Origin of the sequence: Nocardia arseniciresistens (assembly GCF_046764875.1) — a bacterium.
In the GTDB taxonomy this organism is placed as follows: Bacteria; Actinomycetota; Actinomycetes; order Mycobacteriales; family Mycobacteriaceae; genus Nocardia; species Nocardia arseniciresistens.
The window spans coordinates 182396-202870 of record NZ_JBKORD010000015.1 but is presented as its reverse complement, the minus strand read 5'-3'; the positions used below and the strand labels follow the sequence as shown (position 1 = coordinate 202870).

Here is a 20475-nt window from a genome sequence, read left to right as displayed (position 1 = left end):
GAGCCGTGGGCAAGATTGACCGGCGGTGACTCGGAGAAGGTCCGTTGCTGCGGGTCCCACCATATGGGTCCAGCCGACCCGTGCGGATAGACGATGACGGTCGCGTGTGCTCCGTCGACCTTCGGGGTACCGTCCGGGTTGTAGAGGAAGGCCCCCGTACCCGCGTCACGGGCGTGCCAGGTGTTGTACACATAGGCTGACGAGCCAGGGCCTAAGTTGTCGATCCAGTCGTGCAAATCTTGGAATTGATCGCGAACTGACCTGCCGTCAGGGAAATGCTGCCAGGTGTCACCGATCCACGCTTCGGCACGCTGCGGGCCGCCTTGTTCGCCGCTGCGGTGATCGATAGTGCCATCGGGTAAGCGATCGGGCCATCGCGCTGCTGCTACCTGGGGGCGACCGTTGAACGATGACAATGCGGCCAACGCATTGTCGTTGCAGTCGTTGCCACGACCGGGTTTGGTCGGGCCGCCATCGTTGATCAGCTGCCCATAGGGGTTGGTGCGTGGGTCGGCACCGACGAGGAATCTGTTGCCATCGCGCAACGCGTCTTCGACTGCATGCTGGTAGGCAGCGTCCTCCACATGCTGCAGCCGGCCTCCGCCGATCTCTCGTGTGCTTGGGAGCGGTACTCGTGTAAATGGAGTGTTGGCCTTGGCGATGTCGTTGCTGAGCTGGCGAATCTCGTCCGCGCCCAGCCTATGTCCGCGTTGGCCTGGCTCTGACTGCAGACCGAGATGTTCGCGCAACTGCTGGACGACCGCGTCGGTGTGGCTGTCGGGATGCCAGGGGCCGGAGGTCTCACTGACATGGATGTGGAGGTTCGCCGCCGCCGGATCCGGTGTGTGCACCAAGTCGATCAGTACCCGATCGCCGGACAACAACCGCTGACCATGATTAAAGGTCAGATCCGTTGCCAGCTGCGCTGTCTCCCACAGGTGCGCCACCTGTTCCGGGGACACACTGCGGTCCGCGGTGACATGCACCTTGATACCAGCTACCACGATGGGGCCTTCCTGCGCATCGGGGTAGCGCCGGAAATCGTAGGCGGGCTTGGCAGTCGACCCATGCTCGGTGAGCATCGGAGTGGCATGGCCGCCCTCGGGCAGCTGCTGGCGGTACCACTCACGTGCCTGGCGCACCTGATGTGCCTGCTGCAACTCCTGGGGCGACGGGCGTCGCGGCACATTGTCACCGTGGTGTTGGGTTCGCGGATCCTGGTGTGGGCCCGGTTGATCCGTCCTCAGCACTCTGCTCAGATGCGGGGGTTCATCTGAGATGGGCACGTGCGGGCCACGCTGCTGCGGTGCACGTGAATCCGGGTGCGGCGGTGAGTGGTCCGCGGGACCCGCATGTCGTAGCGGCATAGCCGGGACCGGCGTATGCGACTCGGGCACTCGCGCCGCTGGATCGCCTCCAGCACTCGGGATCTCAGGACCTGATGGGTGGCGGCGGCCCGCCGCCGGCTCGGGGGAGCCGGGGTCGGGGAAGACGGACTCACCTCGGCCGGGCACTCGGGGCTGAGGTGAATGACCAATCGGTTCGGGGATCGATGTGTCGCGGCGCTCCCCGACGTCGGTTAGGAGGCGACTACCCCGTTCTGGGGCCACGTTTTCTCGCATTTGGCCCGGAGCATGATCTGTCCCGCCGCGTTGTCCCGCGTCCTCGCTGCGCGAATACTCCGAGTTTGCGGTCTCTCGTGGCAGGGAGGCGGTGTCACGCGGACCCTGCAGGTGACTATCAGGTCCGCTGGCTGCTGGGTTCGGGTGCGGTGACCGGTCACCGGTCCCGTTGGCAGATATCCGGTCAGTGGGCTGATGCGGCTGGAATCGAGACGTGTGGTGTTGCTGGTGGTTTCGCGTGCGGGGGGTGTTGCCGACGTCCGCTCCGGGGTGTCGAGGCCGCTGGGCGAACGAGAGGTTTCGGTGGGGCGATGCGAGGTCGGGCCGCGATCGGTAGGGGCAGGCGTCTCTGATCGGGGTGCGCCCTCCGGACGCTGAGGGATGTCGGTGGATGTCCGAGCCGTATTTGCTGGTACCGGACGGTCACCGCCGAGAGGAGCCGCGTTGGACGCAGGTGCCCCTGGTCCTTGCACGATTTGTCGGTCCGGCGCGGGTGTTGTTGCCGCGGACGGTGCCTGGCCTACAGGGGCACGGTCGAGTGTCGAATGTCCTCCGGTGCTACCAGAGGGCGCAGCAGATGAGTCAGAGGAAAGGAAACGGGCATCGACGGAATTGCCGGCACTTGTGGAATTGGGTTGGGGCGCAGTCGGATTGTTTTGGCTAGCCGCCGAAGCGGAAGTCGGACCAGGGGTGTCCTGGACTTCTGTTGTGGTCGCGCCAGCCGACGAGGTGCTCGCCTCTGAGGGTGTTGTGTTGGACGAGGGTGCCGTGTCGGTGGGGGTTTGGGTCGCCGGTGTGGATGCGGAGGCTGTCGGGGGGGACTCGATGTGGGTGCCGGCCAATGATCCGGTCTCGGCATGCGTCGGAACAACTTCATGCGGTTTGGCACGACCGAATCCGGCACCTGCACCGTCGGCAACGGTGCTGAAATCGACGTGTCCCCCCGACTCTGCGGCAGCGGCAGCGGTGTTGCCGGCGACGTTGCCGGGTACTGCACCCACTGCGCGGGTCAGCACTCCGCTCAGCGAATTCGAACCGAGGTCGGTGCCCAACGTACTGGCCAGACTCTGGCCAGCCTTCGCCGCGATCGGCCCGGCCACCGCACCAGCAACGGCCCCGGCGCCAGCGGCCCTGCCAACTGAGCCCAAGTCGACGCCGTCGCGATTGCCTTCAGCGATCTGGACACCCTGAGCGGCCAGATCCGTGCCCGCACCGAAAGCCGAGCCGAAAGCCGCGCCACCGGCAGCTTCCGTACCAACCTTGAAAGCCAGTTCCGACGCCGCATTCGCGCCCAACCGGCTGGCTGCTTCCACACCGACCCGCTCAGCGAGAAACGCCGCTCCCTTAACAGCGAGCTTGTCGATCAGCTGTTGCACCGTCTTTCGGATGACGAGCTGTACGGCCTTGGCAGCGGCGGCGTCGACGAGCCCGCCGATACCCGGCACGAAGGCTATCGCCAGCATCGCGGCCAACGAGAAGTAGATGGACAGCTTGGCGTATTCGATATCGGTGGCGCCGTGTTCGAGCTGTTTGGCGAAGCTGTCGCAGGCATTGATTAGGCCCTGCAGATCGCTGCCGTCCCCGCCGGCGACATCCTGCCAGTACGTGGACATAGCATCGTGGATCTTGCCGTCGATGGCGGACAAGGCCGTGTTCATCGCTTGATCGGCAGGACGCTCCAGTTCCCGCAGGGCATTGGCCATATTCGACCAGTGTTCGGCTGTTCGGCGCATGGCGTCTTCGTCGCCCTCGGGCCAATGGCCGATAAGGAAGTCCTCCAGCCATCCCAACGGGCCTGGAAGATGTGGGAACCACAGAGTCATGGATGTCTGTCCCTACAGCGCCCGGGTCTGGTCGGCGTTATGTTGATCTTGGGCCTGGAGGCCGTTGGCGGTGGTGGTGATGTGATCACCGGTTGTCTTCAGCTTGTTCGCCAGGTTCGCCAGCGCAGCAAGGCATTCCCCGACGCTGCCCTGGCCGTCGCCTTGGGGGTAGTTCTGCTCGAACTGCTCTCCGGGCTTGTCCTCACCCCAGCAACGCCCCTCGGACTCAATGCCCTGCCGCAGAGTCTCCAAGGCCGAATTCACATCATCGCCCAACTGCTCGAACTGCGGCGATACTGCACGTAGCCGGTCCGGATCAGCCCACAGTTTGGTCACAGTCGCACTCCCTCATCAGGTTTCGGGCCAGTCTCTGATCTTTGACGCAGCAGCGGTGCCATTGGTTCCATGATTTTGTTCAACTCAACGTGATTGCCCGCGCGGCCTGGGGGATGTCCGTGCCAGCGTCGCCTGCAATTCCCGCAAACTCGGTGCGCCCGGCACCATTTCAGTGAGATCGGCAATACCGTCGACGACCGACTTGATGGGCGACAGCACCTCTGCACGGGCCGTGGCCGCTGCCTCGACTGCACCACGGATCGCGGCATTGAGGTCCTGGGTCAATTGCTGCGGTGTGCTGCGACGGTAGGCGTCATCGGCGATCGTTATCTCTGTCACCACCCCGGACGCATTCACAGTCACTCGCGCGAGATTGTTCGGTGTCGTCGCATGCACCTTCATCGCGGCCAGCTTGCGCTGGATCTCGCCCAACTCATCGATCTCACGATCGAACTCGTGGTTGATCGCATCCAATGCCGAGCGCAGCTCAGCGTTGGCCGACCGAATCTGGTCCCGGTCGCTCGGCTCCACTGCCGCCCCTATCACTCGTTCGAACCGAGATGAACGCACTTGGACGTTCCGGCCAGATCAACTCGCAACTTCATCTCCCGAAAACCACACACCTTGGCGCGCAGTTGAATAGAGCCGCTCGCTCAGAGATCGCTAGACTAACCAGGACTTCGGTGGGCCATAGCCTTCCTCATCCTCATCGGTCCAATCAGTCGGCAGCACGTAGTTGTCCCTGCTGTTCTTGTGATCGGCCGCAGCCCTAGCTCGGTCGGCGGCTTCGCGTAACAGTCGATCGCGCTCGGCACAGGCCTCGTCAGCCGCTCGTTCTTCCGGGGTCTCTTGGTGCTGTTGTTCGTGCCTGATCAGCTCTTGGCGGACGTCGTCGAAGACCTCGGCACCGCCACGAGCTGTCCGCTCGTCAGCGTCTAGGAACCGGTTGAGAACCGTGCGCGAAGCCGCCGTGTATTCGGCGATGATTCGGTCCATCTCGGCCGAGTAGTTCATCGCCTATCGCCCATCTCGATCTCGATCCTCACGCCGTCGTTTCGTGGGGCGGGCTCGGGCTCAGGCTCGGGTAACGACGCCGGGACAGTAGGCGCTTCGGTATCGGAAGCCACCACCTGCGATCCGCTGTCCAGTGACTCGGCCGTTGCCGACACAGGGGCCGGTGGCGTTGCGCCGTCAGACTCGAGAGGGCTTTCGAGTACCCCGCCGAAACCCAGAGAGGTGTTCCACATCGGTTGTGGTAGCGCTAATCCGGTGGAGCTGCGTTCGCCGCCCCCTGCGTTCTTGCCTCCGGCCGCGCTACTTCCAGGCATCCCGCTTGTCATCGGACCCGCGGCTGCCTGCGGTCCCATCACGGGCGAGCCGGACATGGAATTCGTTACCGCGTTGTCTGGTGTCAGCTCCATCGGCGTTCCCGACTGCGTTATCGGCGCAGCCAGTCCTGCCGTCGGCGCCTCTACCCGCTCTGTTGCCCCGCTATCTGCTATGGCTCCGGCAGCGGGGGCCCCGGAGTCGGGGGCTGTCGTGGGCGTTGTCGTTGATTCTCCGACCGGAGCAAAGAACGGCACGCCGTCCTTGATCCCCATTGAGTACTGCTGCGACTTGCCGTCAGGACCGGTGATCGTCGCGGTGACTGTGCCATCCGGCGTCTGTGTCACCGCCACACTTTGGCCGGCGAGAGTGAAGTTCGCCAGCGTCTTCGGTGCGGATGGCTCGCCGGTGCCGGCAATCGCTGAACCTGGACCGGTCGGGGTTCCGCCGAGGCCGGTCGGTCCCTGTTGGACGGCGGTCCCGAGCTGGCTGAGTCCCTGCTGCATTGTCTGTCCGGCCTGGCTGGCAAGGCTCGTCAATATCGTCTGCAGCGGATTCGTTTGCGGTGTGGTCGGTGTGGCCGAGGTAGGGGTTTGTGACGTCGGTTGGGTCGTCATCGCCGGTGTGGTCGGACTGGCCCCCGCCGTCTGGACGCCGGTGCTCGCCGCGCCGGTCTGCGATGTGGGCGTTGTCGTCTGCTGGTCCTGCGGCTTGGGAAACGGCTTGGCAGGTCCATCACCGGCTGATAGGCGCGGCGGATGTAGTAGTCGGCCAGCGCGCATTGATGCACAAAAGCCTTGAAAGCCTCCCGCACCGCCGGACCGAAATGACCGGTCAGCCATTGTTTGCACGCATCCCGGATCTTCTGGGAGCGTCGCTGGTACCGGCACCGACGTTGGTCATGTGAAACTGGTCTGCGGCCTTTTGGTTCGTCTCGCCGTAAAGGTAGCCCCAGGTGGTGCTTTCCGACGCCACGGAAATAATCGTGCTTACAGGGTCTTCGCTACCGCCGAGGCGCATGGCGTGCCCAGCGACCGGGCATTGGGAGCTGTCGAACGCGGCGACGAAATCCGCCTTGTCCCTCACGATCTGCAGAAGTACGTCTGGCAGCCCATTCACAGCTGCCGCAACCGCCTGCAAGTACTGGCTCTGTTGATCGGCATGCGCATGCAATCCGGCCAAATAATCCTGGGCGGCTCCGCCGGCGTTTCCCTTCCATGCCTCAGGCACCGCATCCTTCACGCCGGCCAGGTCGGTCGTGATATCCGTAGTGCTGGGATGAGAATCAGTCCCTGAGGAGGCACCGTCGAGCGCTGTAGCCAGGCTCCGCAGGCTATCGAGCTTCATGCTGCGTTGTTGGTCGTAGTACGTCCCCTCCAGGCGGCGCATCTCGTCGTTCGGATCCTTGATGGTGTCGACGCGCTCACCGCCGACCGCCGTACCGTCGACAGTCAGCGGCTCGACGACGATGCTGTCGAATCCCGGTAGCTTCAACACATCCCACACACGGTGGTAGCGCACGAGCGCCAACCGGAACCACTCGAGCCCAGGAGCAGCCTGATCCAGCAGTTTGTTGACGTCGGAATCAGTGAGTTTCGGCTTGTCGTTCCAGATCGCCTTATCGAAGACGCTGTTGCCGTCTTCCTTGAGGAAGCGCGCAAGGTCCTGCTGCGCCTTGTCCAGGTTGGCTTGATACTGCCGCTCATACTGTTGGGGAGTCGTCATGCCGTTCCCAGCTCGTCCTCGGCTGCGGCAATCTGGGCACGATGCTCCTGATCGGTGGTCACTGTCGTGGTCACCGCCTGCCGCAGAACCTCCACCGTCGCGCCGGAAGCCTCGGACCATGACTGCAGCATCGTGACGATCCCCTCGACTCCCGCCGCGAGTTTCTTCCCCTGCTCCGAATAGTCCTGCCCGGCATGAGCTGCCTCAAAACCAGCTCCCGCGATCCGTGTCGCGTGCCCCTGGGTGGCATCAACCGCCGGTTCAATGGTGCTTGCCATACCATGCACCGACTCTGGGGTGAAAAGCATTGCCTCTCCTCATCTTCCGATGTCCCCCCACGGAAGGCTAACCCATCGAGACCGCTCAGCTTCATGAGAATGACACAGCCGAAAGGAACGCCTCGATTTGAAAGACGTTGCTTGGCAATGTCTTTACCTGTGCATGGCAGCAGTGCTGGCTTCGGTGTGCGAGATCACCCGCCGTCACCGGGGATGGCACTCCTCGGGCGTTGAGCGCCACCATTTCCCAGCGAACTGGCGCTTTCAGCGCGGCCTATATCTGTTGACCCGATCGCTGGACTCCACCGGGCACGGTCGGGCACGATGGGCGATGCGATCGAAACCGGCGTTGAACGCCTTCGCCATCGCCCTGTCCGGAAACTAGCCAACACTGAGCCCCGGATCCACCGTTAATTCGAAACTCCTTGCGGCAGCTGAACGTAGGCTTATGTCGACGTGCCACATGGTGTCGACGCCACCGAACTTGAGGCCGTGGCCGACGATCCGATCGACACCGATTAGGCATCAGAACCGGACTCGAGTGAATGCCCGGGCCGGGGCCGACGGCTGGTGATGACCGCGACGGCAACGCCGACATATGTTCAGGCAGGATCTCCTGGTGCTGACGGCATAGGTAGGCCGTCCATCAGTTGGCCCGGCGTCGTCTGCAAACCTGCGGCGAACCTCATGATGTTTTCCACCCGTGGACTGCGCCGACCACGCTCGACTTGGCCGAGATAGGTCCAGTGAACGCCACATTCGTGGGCAGCGGCTTCCTGGCTCCAGCTGAGTTGGGTGCGCCGGGCACGCACTCGCGCTCCGAACGCCATAGCGGTCGGATTGCGCGGAGGCTTGCCGGGGCCGGACATACGAAACCAACCACAAACGTCCAGCGCGGACCCGCGACGTTGCCGCGGGGACTCATTGGCCGCCACGACGCCTGGTAAGGGGCAGAAGCGGCCGGTGAACGGTATCCGGCGCGATGCCGTGATGCTCCGGTTGACCGGGGGTGCTCGGCTACGCCGTAAGGTTCACGCGGTTCGAGTATCAGGCCGACATGTAGCGCCCTCCCGCGCGAGTTTCGATTTCAGTGGAACCGAACGGGCATGCGGCGCGTCGAAGTGATTGAGACCAACAATTCAAGTTCAACCCGGGGGGGGCGAGAGGACGGTAGACACAGTGGCTACAGCCACGAATTCCCCTGCGACTTCTCTTGCAGCGCAGGATTTCAGTTTGGTCCCCACGGAGGTGACCGACGCGGGCCGGTACGTGCAGGACACCGCGCAAGCACTCATCAACGGCATCCGCTCCGCCGACGCCGAAGTCGCCGGGCTCATGGCGTCCTGGCAGGGCACCGCCGCCGATACCTATCTGGCGGGCTGGGAAGAAACCCGCCGCGGCGCGATCAGCGTGCTTGAAGCACTTCACGATATGGGCGATTTACTCGGGGTGAGCGTGACGACGGTGCTCGACCTCGACCAGGCGCACGCCGACATCACGAAGTCGGCTACGTTCTCACTGGATCTGAGCTGAGGGCCATGACGGAGTTTCGGGTCGACCTCGACCACCTCGACAACGTCACCGCCCGCATCGCGGGCCTGAGCGGGTTCCTCGAGGAATCCCTATCCGGTGTGGATCAGCGGATGGCAGCGATGCACCTCACCTGGAGCGGGGCGGCGGCGGACCAGCACGCCGAAGCTCATCGCGAATGGGCAACCGGCGCTGCGGATGCCCGCGACGGTATCGAGCTCATGCGCAAAGCCGCCGTGGCCGCGCACGGTGCCTACAGCGACGGTATCGCCGCCAACCTGCGGATGTTGGGACAATGACCACAGCGCTGGATATCGACGTGCAGACCTACTACGGTGCCGCGACCGCGCTCTCGACCGCAGCCCACGATTTCTTCGCAGCGGTCGACGCGAAATGGCCCGCACTGCAGGAGTGTGGCGAGATGTGCGGATCGTATGAGGAAGCACGTAAGTGGGCGGCGAGCTACGACGCACGCAACGAAAAGGTTCTGCAATCGGTGACGTTGATTGCCGAGGCCGCGGGCAATTACGCGACCATCTTGCAACGCGTGGGCTACAACTACGACCTCGCCGAACACCGCGCGACCATGGGCGCCGGGGACCCACCGCCAGTGCCCACGCCACTGCCCCCACCCGCCTACCTGTGCCGGGCGCCGCTGCCCTCAGCCGGTGGCGGCGGTGGCCTGCTCGAAGCGCTGTCGCTGTGCGAGAAGATCGGCATCACCGTGCCGGACGGCAACGCCACCAAGCTCACGAACATGGCCAACACGTGGCACGACATCGCCACCGCCGCGGCCGTCGAGCAGTTCGCCGCCACCCTTGACCGCATCGCCACCAGCTTCGAGGGCATCGCTGCCCCCGAAATCGCAATGATTACCGAGGATCTGCGCCACATCCGTGAGGACGTCCAAGGTGTCACCCAAGCCGCCGAAGAGCTATCTACCTCGGCGACCCAGCACCGCAGCGCCCTCGACGAACTGCGCGAGGCCCTGAAAAAAGAGCTCGAGCTACTCGCTGAAGAGCTGCTGCGCGAGCTCGCGATCACCTACGCCATCGGCCTAGCCGCCTCCGCCGTCACCTTCGGTATCGGTGTCGCGGTCGCGACGGCTCGCGCAGTGCAGATCGCCGCCAAATTCGGGCGGCCCCTGCGGGTCATCATCGAGGGTTGGCAGCGGGAGAAGAAGATCGGCGAGGGCGTGACCACGCTCGCCGACGTCGCAAAAAATCAGAAAGAGCTGCAACGGCTGCGCGAACTCGGCGCGGCCCGCGCTCCGGCGAAGCTCTCGACGGAGGAAGTGACGGCGATCACCGACTACACCGGCAGCGGCCACCAGTTCGCCAATGTCCCGTTACGGTCCGGCAAAATCACGGCTGAGCAACAGCGCTACATCGACAACCTCAATGCCGGGCTCGACAAGCTCCCAAATTTCGAAGGTCAGGTAACCCGGGTGGTGCAACTGACACCCGAGCAACTCGCGAGATACGAGAAGGGTTTCGAGGTCACCGAGCCCGCCTTCACCAGCGCGTCACCCCTTGCCAAGGCAGGCGGCGGGGTGCGGGAGGGCAACGTCGAGATGCAGATCTTCTCCCAGACCGGCAAGGACATCACCCAATTGTCCGCACCCGGAAACCCGGAGATTCTTTTCAAGTCCGGAACCCCATTCGATGTCGTCAACAGGTACACCGACTGGAACACCGGACGTACCGTCATTCAAATGATCGAGCGCGGAAAGTAGGAGTAGAGCATGGAAGAACGCATTGGCGGAAAAATCTTCAGGCCTTCTGACCCCGATAATCCGATCCCGCCTGAGCTGATGGCCAAGGCCATGGCCGCTTTCGCTGAGCTGAACGCGCGGGAGCCGGAGTACGACCCTGGCGACCTTCCCCCGCGGTTCCGGGATGACCTGCTGGGCACCGAGTTCGAACAGACCTACCTCGACGCCGAAGCGCGAATACAGCAGGACCGCGACCAAGACCAGTAGCCCCAACCCCCTCCACCCCGCAGCGCGGGCTCCTCAGCGGGCCCGCGCCCCTTGAGTAAGAGGATAACCCCGGGTTCGTCTGACCTTTGCTCAGCGTGCAGCCTGCGAACTGGGGGCGTCTATGACGAATTGCACTGGCACGCCGCCGCAGCGCGCACCGGCAACAACCACGATCGCCACCCTCACGGTGCGGGCGGGCTTGTCGACAATGTCGATATCGGTGCCCGCCCACATCACGTCGACGAAGGTCTCGCTGACTCGCTGATGCATACAGGTGCACCGCAGTAATACCGTTGGCCGAGAGGGCTTCTCGGGGGTGTGCCCTCACTGAGATCACCAATGTGCTTGCCGTGGAAGGATTTATAGCCGTGATGCAGGTACCTGAATCGCGGCCCTTTGCACGTCCTCCAAGGTTGGCACTGTGTCCTCGTCCGCTGCCCGGAGAGTCACTGTCGAGCTGGATCGACTGCGCAGGATCGGTGTTCGGCCTTTCCCCCACAGACACTGCTAAGCAGATGGGTCTGGGCTTCGAGTCGTTGGCCGGTCAACTCACCCGCCTCGGCCATCAGTACTTGCCGAACCTGGAGGCGCGGACCGGGCTGACCGCGGCTGAGTTGACTGCTATGACCGCCGCGTCGGGGCTGGCTCGGCGTTTCATGGAAGGTCGGGGACGATACCGCTACAACGGTGTTCCACAGTTCGAGAACAGCCACAGCGCAGCATGCCCGCGATGCGTTGCTGAAACTGACGGGCGGCGGCGCTCAATCTGACGTCATCCACCCGCCCTCCGATGCCGCGCGGCAGACTCGTGTTTTCCAAACGTACGGAATGCCAGGAAGGGCCCCATTGCTGGAATCCGGCGCAACGACCGGGTCGTCGGGAGGTGATCCCCTGATCTGCAGGCTGGATATGGATGCGCTGCAGTCGAAGTCTCGTGGTCGGGTTCAGTCAGCGGCGCAGCGCATGCACTAGTGGGCGATGCTGTCGCAGGTCCGGCAGATGTCGAGGCTCGGACACTGTCGTGTATGTGCGGTCGATAAGACATCCGGAACATCACGTTGTCGAAAGCAGCATTTCCGCGTCAGAGGGGGCATGCACCCAATTGCCTCTGGCAACGGGCGCCACGGGGATCGAGCTGGCGGCCACATAACAGTGACGTGGCCGCCAGCAGTGAATCAAGTTCGGGTTTCAGGCCGCTTGCGTCGCGGCGGAAGCCTTTCTCAGGGCCGTGCGTCGGCGAGTTTCGGACTTGGCGCGTTCGCCTCGGCGGAGTTGGTCGTCTTCGATGCGAATCCATCCTTGGGTTACCAACCATCGCTGTTGCGCCTGACCGTCGCCTGCGTTGAAGAACAGTGGAATCCCTTTTCGGTCAGCTGTCGAGGCTGTGACCTCGGCCCATGTCGGGCTTCGGTCGTTGTGGAGCCGTCGGTAGATTCCGACATACCGGGCGACCAGGTATCCGATGGTCGTAGCCGAGGCTGGCGAGACATGGTCGCCATAGAAGCGGTTGTGAAACCGTCGACCGGCGCAGAGCGATCGCGGGGCGGGATTCGATGCGATCCATCCAGACTGATCCAGGATCGTGAACATCGGATTCCGGGCCAGTCGAAACTCGGGTACTTCTCCTAGTGCGAAGGTCCACCAGTTCACAACGGCGTCCGACTGGCACGCTTCTTGCCACGTGGGGCCGAATCCGTAGTTGGCCCAGTGCAGCGCGACAGAGGATGACAACTCCTCACCCAGGGTGTCGTAATCGCCGCGAACGAGCGCCCTGAGTTGCTTCGATGCGGCGCGCTCTAATTCCCGTATCCCGGCCACCTTCATGTTCGGTGGGTTCGCCACAGCGGTGCTCACCGCGCCAGGTGTGGGCACCTGCCCAGCGATCAGCAACTCGATGACGTGTTCGGCGGCTTCCCCGGTGCACTGCGCCAAGTCCAGTGGCTCTCGATTGGTGAAGCCGTAGCGAAGCGGATTGACCGCTCGCGACAACCGCAACGTCGCATCGGCATTTCCGGCTAGTTCGGTAGCGGCCAGCCACGATTGCGCACCGTGGTCGACACCCTCGTGGCGTCCTTTCAGGATCACTATGGACAACGCTTGAGCTCCGATCTCGTGTGATGTGGGCATTCACTCGAAAGCGAGTCGGTCAACTGCGGGTCCCCGCTCGCCGAGTGCGGGTTGCACGGACCGCTGGATAGTCCGGTCGAGAGGGTCGCACGCGGCGATCGGGTCGAGCATAGTATGGCGTCATCCAGCGGTCACGTATCCTCACATGCGTTTTGTATCGCATGCGATATACTTTGGGTGCCGTAGATTGATCGTCTGGCAACGGACACACAAGTGGGCCGAATGCTGCGTGCGATGATGCGGGTATGCCGGTGCCGGAAGCGTCGCTGTCTCCGCAGCAGAGGAGGGTGCGCAAAATGAGGCGGGACGCCGTCGGAGCTGCTATACGCCGTGCCCGCGAATCAGTGGGTATGAATCAGGACGACCTCGCTGCGGCCTCTGGCCTATCACGGCCCAGCATCGCCCGTATTGAGTTGGGCACCAGCGGCATTCAGATAGACCGGCTGTGGGATCTTGCTGAGGCGCTTTCGACCACGCCGTCTACATTGCTCGCTGATGCCGAACAGCACCTGTCGCCGCCGACCATCAAAAGGTACCGCTGATTCGCGAACTCCAGCGCCTCGCTACTTGCCGTTCGACAGCCATGCGGTGTGTTCTACGGTCACGAGTGCAAGCCGTTACGGGGTGATGGGCTCCGCGAGTGCGGCGGTCGACGATGTGGGTGATCTTCTCGGCGGAGCGCAACCCCGGGGGCGACATCAGACGTGCTGAAATGTGTTTCGGTCGCCCATGGGTCCGTAGGGCTTGTCACTGCCCGTCTGGGCCACCCATCCGATTCGCCCAGCCCTGGTCATATGGGCTATGCGGCAAGCGATTTCGCACGCGATGACTGGATCCGAATCTAGGCTGCTACGATCCCGATCACTGGTAAGGGTCGACGACCTTGACACCCGAGCCAGTCAACATGTGGGCAGCGGCAATCATTTTCCGCAGCCTGAAGGATCCATCACGTGACGATACGATGACGAGGCCGGAACACTCGTCCGAAGCGCCATGGATGGCGGACTCCAGCGCGATCTCGCTGCCCCTCACCACATCTGAAGAATGGCCATCTTTTTGAGACAGATTACAGTGGCCACGTTGTGAGACAAACTCAGAAACCGCGGTTCAGAGCGTCGGCACTGGCCATGCTTTTTGAGACCCTACAGCTAGCTAGCGCTTGCATCTGCGATGCTCACGGATGACTAGTGACCACCTGGTCCCGCTGGGATAGGGCGGCGACCTCAACGATCAGGGTTTCGATGATGAGAAGAAGCTTCGCCGCTGGTTGTCTGGTGGTGAGTGCGACGACGCTGGTCGCCTGTGCTGGTAGCTCCACTGACCAGGGCGCGGACACAACGGTTTCGGCCGCGACGTCAGCCAGGGCGACCGCCTCTGTGCAGGTAAGCGTTCCACCGGCGCCGGTGCAGATCGGGGCCGCGCAGGTTCGGTTCGATCCATGCGTGAGTGTGGGCGATGATTTGGTGACCAGGGTCGGATTCGACCCGGCGACTCGCGAAAGATCCACAGCCGAAGGCATTTCCGGGCTTCTCACAACTATCGGCTGCCAATTCTGGCGTGAGACCCTTGTCGATGGCGAGAAGTACCCCACTGGCGGGGTGTCGGTGACGTCGAGCGATTTGACTCTTGACGATATCCGGAAGAGCCCGAGCTACAACATATTCAACTCCGACCCGATCGGCGGGCGCGAGGCTGTGTCGTACCGGACGCCGCAGGTTGACGGCGGTTGCTGGGGGTCGATCAAGTCATCCGACGGGACTTTCACGGTTGGCCTGATTGTGCCCCCGGGTCCGGTCGCCGTGCCGTCGGCATGTGACCAGATCCGTCAGATCACCGAAACCTTCAGCGAGTCACTCGGCACCAACTAGTACTTCCAGTTGCGGACCATGCCCGTTGACGGAGCATGCCCGCACGCCTAGAGTCCGGACGGGCGAGTCCGGCGGTGGGGCAACGGTGTTCGACTCCACTTCGGGGAAAAGTAAAGAGTTAGGGCACTATACGGATGGCTGAGACATTCGCGGCGAATCCCAGCGACATTGCTGGTCTGTTTCCCGATCCTCGGCAGGGTGAACGAGTCCATCAAGAGCATCACTCGCGCGGCAGGAATCGAATACGATCCGCTGACGCACCGCCAACGTCCGCCTGGCCAACATAGACATTGACGAACTCTTCGACGGTCCCACCGAGGTGACCGAGGAATTCATCTCGATGGTCGCCGGTATGGATACCGCGTCCCACCGTGGTCGGCCCCAGCGACTGGCCGGACGAATTCGAGGATTACCCCGATGAGCGGCGCTGGCGCTGAGATGCGTTACGCCGTGACTTCGCGTTTTAGGTGCCGTTACAGTCGATGGCTTACTGCCAGTTTGCTCGAGGAGTTGGTGTGGGGCGTTCTGGGAGGATGATCGGCCCGATGTCGCTGGTGTGGACGCTGGGTGTCCCCGTAGCGGCGGTGGCCTTCATGGCGGGCGCGCTGAACCTGGGTGTCGTGATAGTCCGGTGGACCGGTTCGCAAGTCGCCATGGCGCTGTTTCTTCCAGTGAGCGCACTACTCGGCATAGGTGCGTGGTTGCTCGTGCTAGCCGCCGCATGGCGGCTGCGCCGGAACTACTTGCGGCGGACTGGGATCGCGATATCTGCGGTAGTGGTCGAGTCGGATCTGCGATACAAGTACCGTTCGGGCACGCTCAACTTCGATTTGTGGCGGGTACAGATCGAAGCCCAATTCCCACACCCGGACTCGGATGCGGATGCCCGCGTGCAAAAGCAGTACTTCTATCCTCAATTCCGCGAGGCCAAAGCGCGAGCACTGGCCGAGCGACTGAGCGTCGGCTCCTCGATTCCCGTTGTGGTCCACAAGAATTCCGCATTGTTCGACATTCCCAAACGACCAGTCTGGGCCGATATTTGGTGACAGTAGCGGGGGCGGGGTTACCCGAAGGCGGCCTCCCGCAGGAGGTTATAGGAATGAGTTCAGGCTGGCGGCGTATGCCGTATGCATCGAGGACGGGAAGGTGCTGCTCGCGCGGCACGTACCGCAGGGGGCGAGACCAGCTGGACTCTTCCGGGTGGCAGGGTCGAGCACGGAGAGGATCCGTTTGTTGCGGTGACCCGGGAGCTCGCTGAAGAAACCGGCTGTCACGGGATTGTCGAACGCCTGCTCGGCGTGGACTCGAGGGTGATCCCAGCGACCGCCGCGCGTACCGGAGCCGAGCATCAGAATATCGGCATTTTCTATCGCGTCCGTGTCACCGGCGGCCAGCTCCGGCCTGAACCGAACGGTCAGACCGCCGAGCCGACGTGGACCCCGATCCCCGATGTCGACTGCCTGCGCCGGTCGTCACTCGTGGATATCGGCCTCGCCCTGGCCCGGGCGCTTCCGGCAACCGGCCATGTCGCTCCCGTACCGATCGGCGGTTTGATTCAGCACTGAGGCGCTACCGAGCCTGGTGCCCGCACGTCTCAGTCGAGCACGGCGAACGCCTCGACCTCGACGAGCCCTGGCTCGAACAGGTAGTTCACGCCGATCACTGACACGGGGGCAGTGGCCTCGGGATCCCGCCGAAGCCTCGGCGCAAGCTTTGGCTTCGGCGGGGTCTTGATCGGTGGGGTTGTCCTATTCGGGGATGATCGCTATCGCGTCGATCTCCACGAGCGCGCCGGGGCGGCCGTGTCCTGTGGTGGAAACGACCGTGATGGCTGTGCGGTGATTGCCCCAGATTGATTGCGACGCCGCGTATCCCACTTGTGCGTCGACTCCGTCGACGAGGTAGATGTTGATTTTGACGACATGTTCGGGACCGGTGCCGGCGGCAGCGAGCACGGTCAGCACGTTTCGCATTGCCTGCTTGGTTTGCGCTTCGATGCCGTCGAGCAGCTTTCCGGTACTGTCGGTGCCCAGCTGGCCACCGACATAGAGCGTCTGGGCAGCGGGTGCGATCACGCCCTGTGTGAAGGCGGGGTTGTTGTGGAGTTCCTCAGGGTCGAGGTGTGTCGTCTTTATGGTCATGGGCCTCTCCTAGGTGTCGGACTTCGTGTGCACGTAGAGGTCGCGCAACAGGCAGACCTCGGATAGGTGGTGGATCAGCTCGCGGTGGATGTGCTGCACCAGATCGGCCATGGACAGCTCGGGGAAGGGCTCTTTATCCCCGACCGAGACTCGGAGACCGGCCTGGCCGAGGCCGCGCACACCGGCAAGCCATAGATCGAGTTGTGCTTCGAGCTGGTTGAGTGCTTCGGCAGCGCCGCCTGCGTATTTCCAGGTCTCGTAGGACGCCGTGGGCGCGCCGAAATGTGCGGCGTTGCGCGCGGCGAGCACGCCGACGATGACGTGGCCGAGTCGCCAGGCGATCGTGGTGAAGGGCGCGGGAACCGGTGTGGGGAAGGCATATTCGATCGTGAATTCCCCGGCGCCGGCCTGCACGGGCGCTGTCGAGCTGCCGCGCGGGCGCACATTCCAGGCGTCCGGCACCGGCGACCAGAAGTACTCGTCGTCGGTGAGGCCGTCGAGCCGGGCTCGGATCTGATGGTTCCAGTGGAACTCCCACTGCTCGCGCAGCGTCCGGTTCCAGTCGAGTTCGTCGGTATCCATGCGGCCACCATGGCACCCCTAGCGGACAGGATCGGTCCGCTATTTCTGGCAGGGTGGGTGACATGGCGGACGGCGACGAGCGGGGTACGACGGAGCGGGTGCTCACCCTGCTCGGGCTGCTGCAGCAACGCCAGGTCTGGACCGGTCCCGAGCTTGCCGAGCGGCTCGGGGTCACGCCGCGCACGGTACGGCGTGATGTCGAACGGTTACGCACCCTCGGCTATCCGGTGCATGCCAGCCAGGGTGTCGGCGGCGGCTACCAACTCGGTGCTGGGCAAGACCTGCCGCCGCTGCTTCTCGACGACGAGGAGGCGATCGTCACAGCGGTCTCGCTGTTGGTCGGCGCGGGTGGCGCGGTGGCGAGCGCCGGTGACGCCGCGCTGCGGGCGCTGACCAAGCTCGACCGAGTGCTACCGACCCGGCTGCGGCACGAGGTGCGCGCGCTCTCCGGCGCGGTGGAGTCTTTCGACGGCGGCCGCGCGCCGGTCGACCCCGGGGTGCTCATGACGCTGGCGAGAGCCTGCCGCGACGAGGTCGAGGCCGAGTTCGACTACCCCTCCGGGAGCGAGGTGCGGCGACGTCGGGTCGAGCCCTACCGCCTGGTCGCCTCCGACCGGCGTTGGTACCTGCTCGCCTACGACCTCGATCGTGATGACTGGCGCAGCTTCCGCGTCGACAAGATGACCCAGGTGTCCGCACGGACCTGGCGATTCCGCCCGCGTGCGGCGCCCGACGCGGCGACCTATGTGCAAGAGGGAGTGGCGAGTCGGGTCTACCCGCACCAGGCGCGTTTTCTCGTGCACGCGTCGGCCGACACGGTGCGCGCGCAGATTCCGGCGGCGGCGGCGGTCGTACGACGGCGAGAGGGCGAGCTATGCGAGGTACTCAGTGGCGCGAGCAATCTCGACGCCGTGCTCATGCATGTACTCCTGCTCGGGCACGACTTCGAGGTACTCGACCCTCCTGAGCTCGCGAAACGTTGCCACACACTGGCACAGAAACTGCTGGCGGCCGGTGCGGCGATCTCACCGGTTCCGGATACGGAGAAGTCATGAGCGCGACGCCGTGGAGCTCCGTGGATGGGTGACCTCGAAGCGCTCTTCGGCCCCCCTGCCCGACAACCCGACGGTCCCCGGCGATGGGTGCGGTGATTTCGAGATCGGCGAGGCCAGGGGTTGCGTGACGGTTGCGGTCCAACGATCGCAACACTGCGATAACCCGTGTAAGTCACCGGTCCAGTAACGATCGCGCCCCCGGCCACGACTCTCTTGGAGACGCATGGGCCATCGGGGGGCTTGTCCGTCCACTTGTCGGCAATTGGATTGAGGATCAGGACATGGCTCTTCGCGAGTTCTTTTCGCGGCATCGAATCGCTTCGGCCGTTGCCGCACCTGCGGCGCTGGGGGTGGCAGCTATCGTCGCCGCCTCGTGGGGACTGACATCGACGCCGCAGACCAGGGATACACAGCTCACGACGTCGGTCACCGAATGCCACGACATGGTGACCATCTCGGTGGCGGGACGCGGCGACACCCCCGTCGCGGGAACCACGAAGTTGCTGGTCGGGGCCAACGGCGAAGAATTGCCCGCCGCGCTGTCGGGTGACCACAGCAGCGAGTGGGTCGATCCGGTCGTCAACGCACCGGCCGGCGCGGTCGATCCCGGCTCGTATGCCGCGGTGTACATCGCGTATCCGGCGAACATGGCCAGCTACGAAGACGCCGTCGATACCGGTGCCGCGAATACGGAACAGGTGATGCGGGAGATCACGCGGGCCTGCCCCGACACCAAGTTCTCGATCGTCGGATACAGCGAGGGCGCCGATGTCGTGCGCCGCGTCGCGACGAAGATCGGACACCAGGAGGCCGACAACGGCGGTGGCTACGGGATCGTCGATCCGGCCGATGTTCTCGGTGTCGTCATCCTCGCCGACGCCGGTCGCTCGGCGGGCGACGGACCGTTCATCGGCGCCAAAGACCCGTTCAGCAATCCCGACGGCTTCGATCAGCAGTATCAGAACGGCGTGAAACCGGTATCGGGTAAGGGTGCGCTGCCCGGCACCAGCGGTGACTTCGGCGCACTGAACGGAAAGATCGCTTCGTTCTGCTCCGAGGGCGATCTCACCTGTGCGGCACCGGAGAACATTTCGCTGCTGCAACTGGTGGCCAATGTAGGCACGCAGTTGAATGTCGACGGACTCGAACGCGAGGGGCTCACGCCTGCGACAGGGCAGGATGTCGCTGTCGTGCTCGGCCGGGTCGCGCTCGCGGCATTCGCGGATATCCAGTCGCAGCCGAACTGGATGCAGAGCAACGAGACCTTCCTCGATGTGCTGCTGAAGGTGTCGGATCCGGGATACAAGCCCGGTGCGGCACCGACGACCCCGGCGAAAGCGCAGTCGATCGCGACCAACAACATGGCGCCGCTGGCCTATCTGCCGCAGAAGGTGCTGAACGAGATCGTCGGTCTCATCGTGACGAACCAGAACACGATCCCCGTGGTCATGAGCGACCCGTACCAGCTGACGCTCGGGCCGAACCACACCGGTCACCACTTCGACTACTGGCGCAACGCCGACTCTTCCGAGGGCAGGCCACTGACCTCCGCCGAGTATGCGGCCGCTTGGCTGACACACCTGGCGCAGCAGGCGCAGGCGGGCGAGCCGGTCGACACGACCGCGAAGCCGCAAGCGGCGGACCTCGCCGCCGTATACAAGGCGGTGGAGACCCCCCTGGCGAAGAGCGAACCGACCAAGAGCGCGACCGCCGCACCGACAACCACCAGTACTGCCCCGCCCAAGACCGATGTCAGCGGCGCACCGAAGGCCACGGCGACTACCGCTGCGCCGACGACTACGGCTGTGCCGACGACTACCGCGTCACCGACTACGACGCCGTCCGAAACCTCGAGCACGACAACTGCACCTGAGGCGGTAGCCCCACCGGCCCGTTCCTCGGTCGCGGCGCCCACCGAGACCGCGAAGCCGACCGCCATCGAACCCACCAACACGACGACGGAATCCGCGGCGCCGACCACCACCACCAGCGCGCCCCCGACCGCCGGTTCCAACCGGTAGCCGAAATTCAGGGACCCTGCCCAACTCTCATCGAGTCGGGCAGGGTCCTTTTTATGTCTG

Annotated in this window: 23 protein-coding genes and 2 pseudogenes; 13 read left to right on the top strand and 12 right to left on the bottom strand. The window is 63.9% G+C overall.

Translation table 11 applies throughout. The features are described from left to right. Nucleotides 1-53: 53 nt before the first annotated feature. Nucleotides 54-584 (bottom strand): annotated as a pseudogene (locus ACLMAJ_RS26945) (toxin glutamine deamidase domain-containing protein); the annotation flags it as partial. 225 nt (nt 585-809) lie between these two features. Between ACLMAJ_RS26945 and ACLMAJ_RS26940 the strand changes: the two are divergent. Further along, nucleotides 810-1277: a hypothetical protein gene (locus ACLMAJ_RS26940; protein WP_412016687.1), complete on the top strand. Its 468-nt coding sequence runs from the start codon at nt 810-812 to the stop codon at nt 1275-1277. Nucleotides 1278-1579: 302 nt separating this feature from the next. Here ACLMAJ_RS26940 and ACLMAJ_RS26935 read toward each other — a convergent pair whose 3' ends face one another. The 6 genes from ACLMAJ_RS26935 to ACLMAJ_RS26910 all read right to left on the bottom strand — a co-directional run bounded on the left by ACLMAJ_RS26935 (nt 1580) and on the right by ACLMAJ_RS26910 (nt 7140). Then, nucleotides 1580-3445 (bottom strand): WXG100-like domain-containing protein, encoded by a 1866-nt coding sequence (locus tag ACLMAJ_RS26935; protein ID WP_412016619.1) that lies wholly within the window; start codon nt 3443-3445, stop codon nt 1580-1582. Between the two features lie 12 nt (nt 3446-3457). Further along, nucleotides 3458-3781 carry a WXG100 family type VII secretion target gene (locus tag ACLMAJ_RS26930; protein WP_412016618.1) on the bottom strand — a complete coding sequence of 108 codons (324 nt, stop codon included), beginning with the start codon at nt 3779-3781 and terminating at the stop codon, nt 3458-3460. Between the two features lie 84 nt (nt 3782-3865). Beyond that, a complete protein-coding gene (locus ACLMAJ_RS26925; RefSeq protein WP_412016617.1) occupies nt 3866-4312 on the bottom strand; it encodes a YbaB/EbfC family nucleoid-associated protein in 447 nt (148 codons plus the stop codon). A 132-nt stretch (nt 4313-4444) separates the two neighbouring features. Further along, nucleotides 4445-4795 (bottom strand): hypothetical protein, encoded by a 351-nt coding sequence (locus ACLMAJ_RS26920; protein ID WP_412016616.1) that lies wholly within the window; start codon nt 4793-4795, stop codon nt 4445-4447. Between the two features lie 1146 nt (nt 4796-5941). Continuing rightward, nucleotides 5942-6832: a hypothetical protein gene (locus tag ACLMAJ_RS26915; protein WP_412016615.1), complete on the bottom strand. Its 891-nt coding sequence runs from the start codon at nt 6830-6832 to the stop codon at nt 5942-5944. After that, a complete protein-coding gene (locus ACLMAJ_RS26910) occupies nt 6829-7140 on the bottom strand; it encodes a hypothetical protein (protein ID WP_412016614.1) in 312 nt (103 codons plus the stop codon). The genes ACLMAJ_RS26915 and ACLMAJ_RS26910 overlap by 4 nt, the downstream gene beginning before the upstream one ends. Before the next feature lie 205 nt (nt 7141-7345). Between ACLMAJ_RS26910 and ACLMAJ_RS26905 the strand changes: the two are divergent. Further along, nucleotides 7346-7495: pseudogene (locus tag ACLMAJ_RS26905) on the top strand (IS256 family transposase); the annotation flags it as partial. A gap of 217 nt (nt 7496-7712) precedes the next feature. Here ACLMAJ_RS26905 and ACLMAJ_RS26900 read toward each other — a convergent pair. Further along, complete coding sequence (locus ACLMAJ_RS26900; RefSeq protein WP_412016684.1) at nt 7713-7940, bottom strand: helix-turn-helix domain-containing protein; 228 nt, start codon at nt 7938-7940, stop codon at nt 7713-7715. A 403-nt stretch (nt 7941-8343) separates the two neighbouring features. Here ACLMAJ_RS26900 and ACLMAJ_RS26895 point away from each other — a divergent pair, with 403 nt between their 5' ends. From ACLMAJ_RS26895 to ACLMAJ_RS26880, 4 genes are read left to right on the top strand one after another with little or no spacing between them, the layout of a single operon-like run. Then, complete coding sequence (locus ACLMAJ_RS26895) at nt 8344-8643, top strand: WXG100 family type VII secretion target (protein WP_412016613.1); 300 nt, start codon at nt 8344-8346, stop codon at nt 8641-8643. Nucleotides 8644-8648: 5 nt separating this feature from the next. Next, nucleotides 8649-8939 (top strand): WXG100 family type VII secretion target, encoded by a 291-nt coding sequence (locus ACLMAJ_RS26890; protein WP_412016612.1) that lies wholly within the window; start codon nt 8649-8651, stop codon nt 8937-8939. Further along, the gene (locus tag ACLMAJ_RS26885) at nt 8936-10375 is read left to right on the top strand and encodes an ADP-ribosyltransferase family protein (protein WP_412016611.1); all 1440 of its coding nucleotides are present in this window, start codon (nt 8936-8938) and stop codon (nt 10373-10375) included. The genes ACLMAJ_RS26890 and ACLMAJ_RS26885 overlap by 4 nt, the downstream gene beginning before the upstream one ends. 9 nt (nt 10376-10384) lie before the next feature. Continuing rightward, nucleotides 10385-10621: a hypothetical protein gene (locus ACLMAJ_RS26880; protein WP_412016610.1), complete on the top strand. Its 237-nt coding sequence runs from the start codon at nt 10385-10387 to the stop codon at nt 10619-10621. Between the two features lie 90 nt (nt 10622-10711). On the opposite strand, the gene ACLMAJ_RS26875 is transcribed toward ACLMAJ_RS26880, so the two are convergent. Then, a complete protein-coding gene (locus ACLMAJ_RS26875) occupies nt 10712-10891 on the bottom strand; it encodes a hypothetical protein (RefSeq protein ID WP_412016609.1) in 180 nt (59 codons plus the stop codon). A gap of 101 nt (nt 10892-10992) precedes the next feature. Here ACLMAJ_RS26875 and ACLMAJ_RS26870 point away from each other — a divergent pair, with 101 nt between their 5' ends. Further along, nucleotides 10993-11391, top strand: a complete 399-nt coding sequence (locus ACLMAJ_RS26870) for a TniQ family protein (protein ID WP_412016683.1) — start codon at nt 10993-10995, stop codon at nt 11389-11391. A gap of 418 nt (nt 11392-11809) precedes the next feature. Here ACLMAJ_RS26870 and ACLMAJ_RS26865 read toward each other — a convergent pair whose 3' ends face one another. After that, nucleotides 11810-12715, bottom strand: coding sequence for a hypothetical protein (locus tag ACLMAJ_RS26865; protein ID WP_412016608.1), 906 nt, complete (start codon nt 12713-12715; stop codon nt 11810-11812). A gap of 278 nt (nt 12716-12993) precedes the next feature. On the opposite strand from ACLMAJ_RS26865, the gene ACLMAJ_RS26860 reads away from it, so the two are divergent. The 4 genes from ACLMAJ_RS26860 (at nt 12994) to ACLMAJ_RS26845 (ending at nt 16181) form a co-directional block, all read left to right on the top strand. Then, nucleotides 12994-13290, top strand: coding sequence for a helix-turn-helix domain-containing protein (locus ACLMAJ_RS26860; protein WP_412016607.1), 297 nt, complete (start codon nt 12994-12996; stop codon nt 13288-13290). Nucleotides 13291-13989: 699 nt separating this feature from the next. Then, nucleotides 13990-14616, top strand: a complete 627-nt coding sequence (locus tag ACLMAJ_RS26855) for a DUF3558 domain-containing protein (protein ID WP_412016606.1) — start codon at nt 13990-13992, stop codon at nt 14614-14616. 515 nt (nt 14617-15131) lie between these two features. Next, nucleotides 15132-15662 (top strand): hypothetical protein, encoded by a 531-nt coding sequence (locus ACLMAJ_RS26850; RefSeq protein ID WP_412016605.1) that lies wholly within the window; start codon nt 15132-15134, stop codon nt 15660-15662. A gap of 81 nt (nt 15663-15743) precedes the next feature. Continuing rightward, on the top strand, nt 15744-16181 hold the full coding sequence (locus ACLMAJ_RS26845) for an NUDIX hydrolase (RefSeq protein ID WP_412016604.1): 438 nt from the start codon (nt 15744-15746) through the stop codon (nt 16179-16181). A 183-nt stretch (nt 16182-16364) separates the two neighbouring features. On the opposite strand, the gene ACLMAJ_RS26840 is transcribed toward ACLMAJ_RS26845, so the two are convergent. Together ACLMAJ_RS26840 and ACLMAJ_RS26835 are read right to left on the bottom strand one after the other, a co-directional pair. Then, complete coding sequence (locus ACLMAJ_RS26840; RefSeq protein WP_412016603.1) at nt 16365-16757, bottom strand: RidA family protein; 393 nt, start codon at nt 16755-16757, stop codon at nt 16365-16367. 9 nt (nt 16758-16766) lie between these two features. Beyond that, nucleotides 16767-17339, bottom strand: a complete 573-nt coding sequence (locus ACLMAJ_RS26835; protein WP_412016602.1) for a DinB family protein — start codon at nt 17337-17339, stop codon at nt 16767-16769. 62 nt (nt 17340-17401) lie between these two features. Between ACLMAJ_RS26835 and ACLMAJ_RS26830 the strand changes: the two genes are divergently transcribed. Both ACLMAJ_RS26830 and ACLMAJ_RS26825 read left to right on the top strand, forming a co-directional pair. Further along, the gene (locus ACLMAJ_RS26830) at nt 17402-18394 is read left to right on the top strand and encodes a helix-turn-helix transcriptional regulator (RefSeq protein ID WP_412016601.1); all 993 of its coding nucleotides are present in this window, start codon (nt 17402-17404) and stop codon (nt 18392-18394) included. 281 nt (nt 18395-18675) lie between these two features. Further along, nucleotides 18676-20415 carry a cutinase family protein gene (locus tag ACLMAJ_RS26825; RefSeq protein ID WP_412016600.1) on the top strand — a complete coding sequence of 580 codons (1740 nt, stop codon included), beginning with the start codon at nt 18676-18678 and terminating at the stop codon, nt 20413-20415. Nucleotides 20416-20475: the final 60 nt, after the last annotated feature.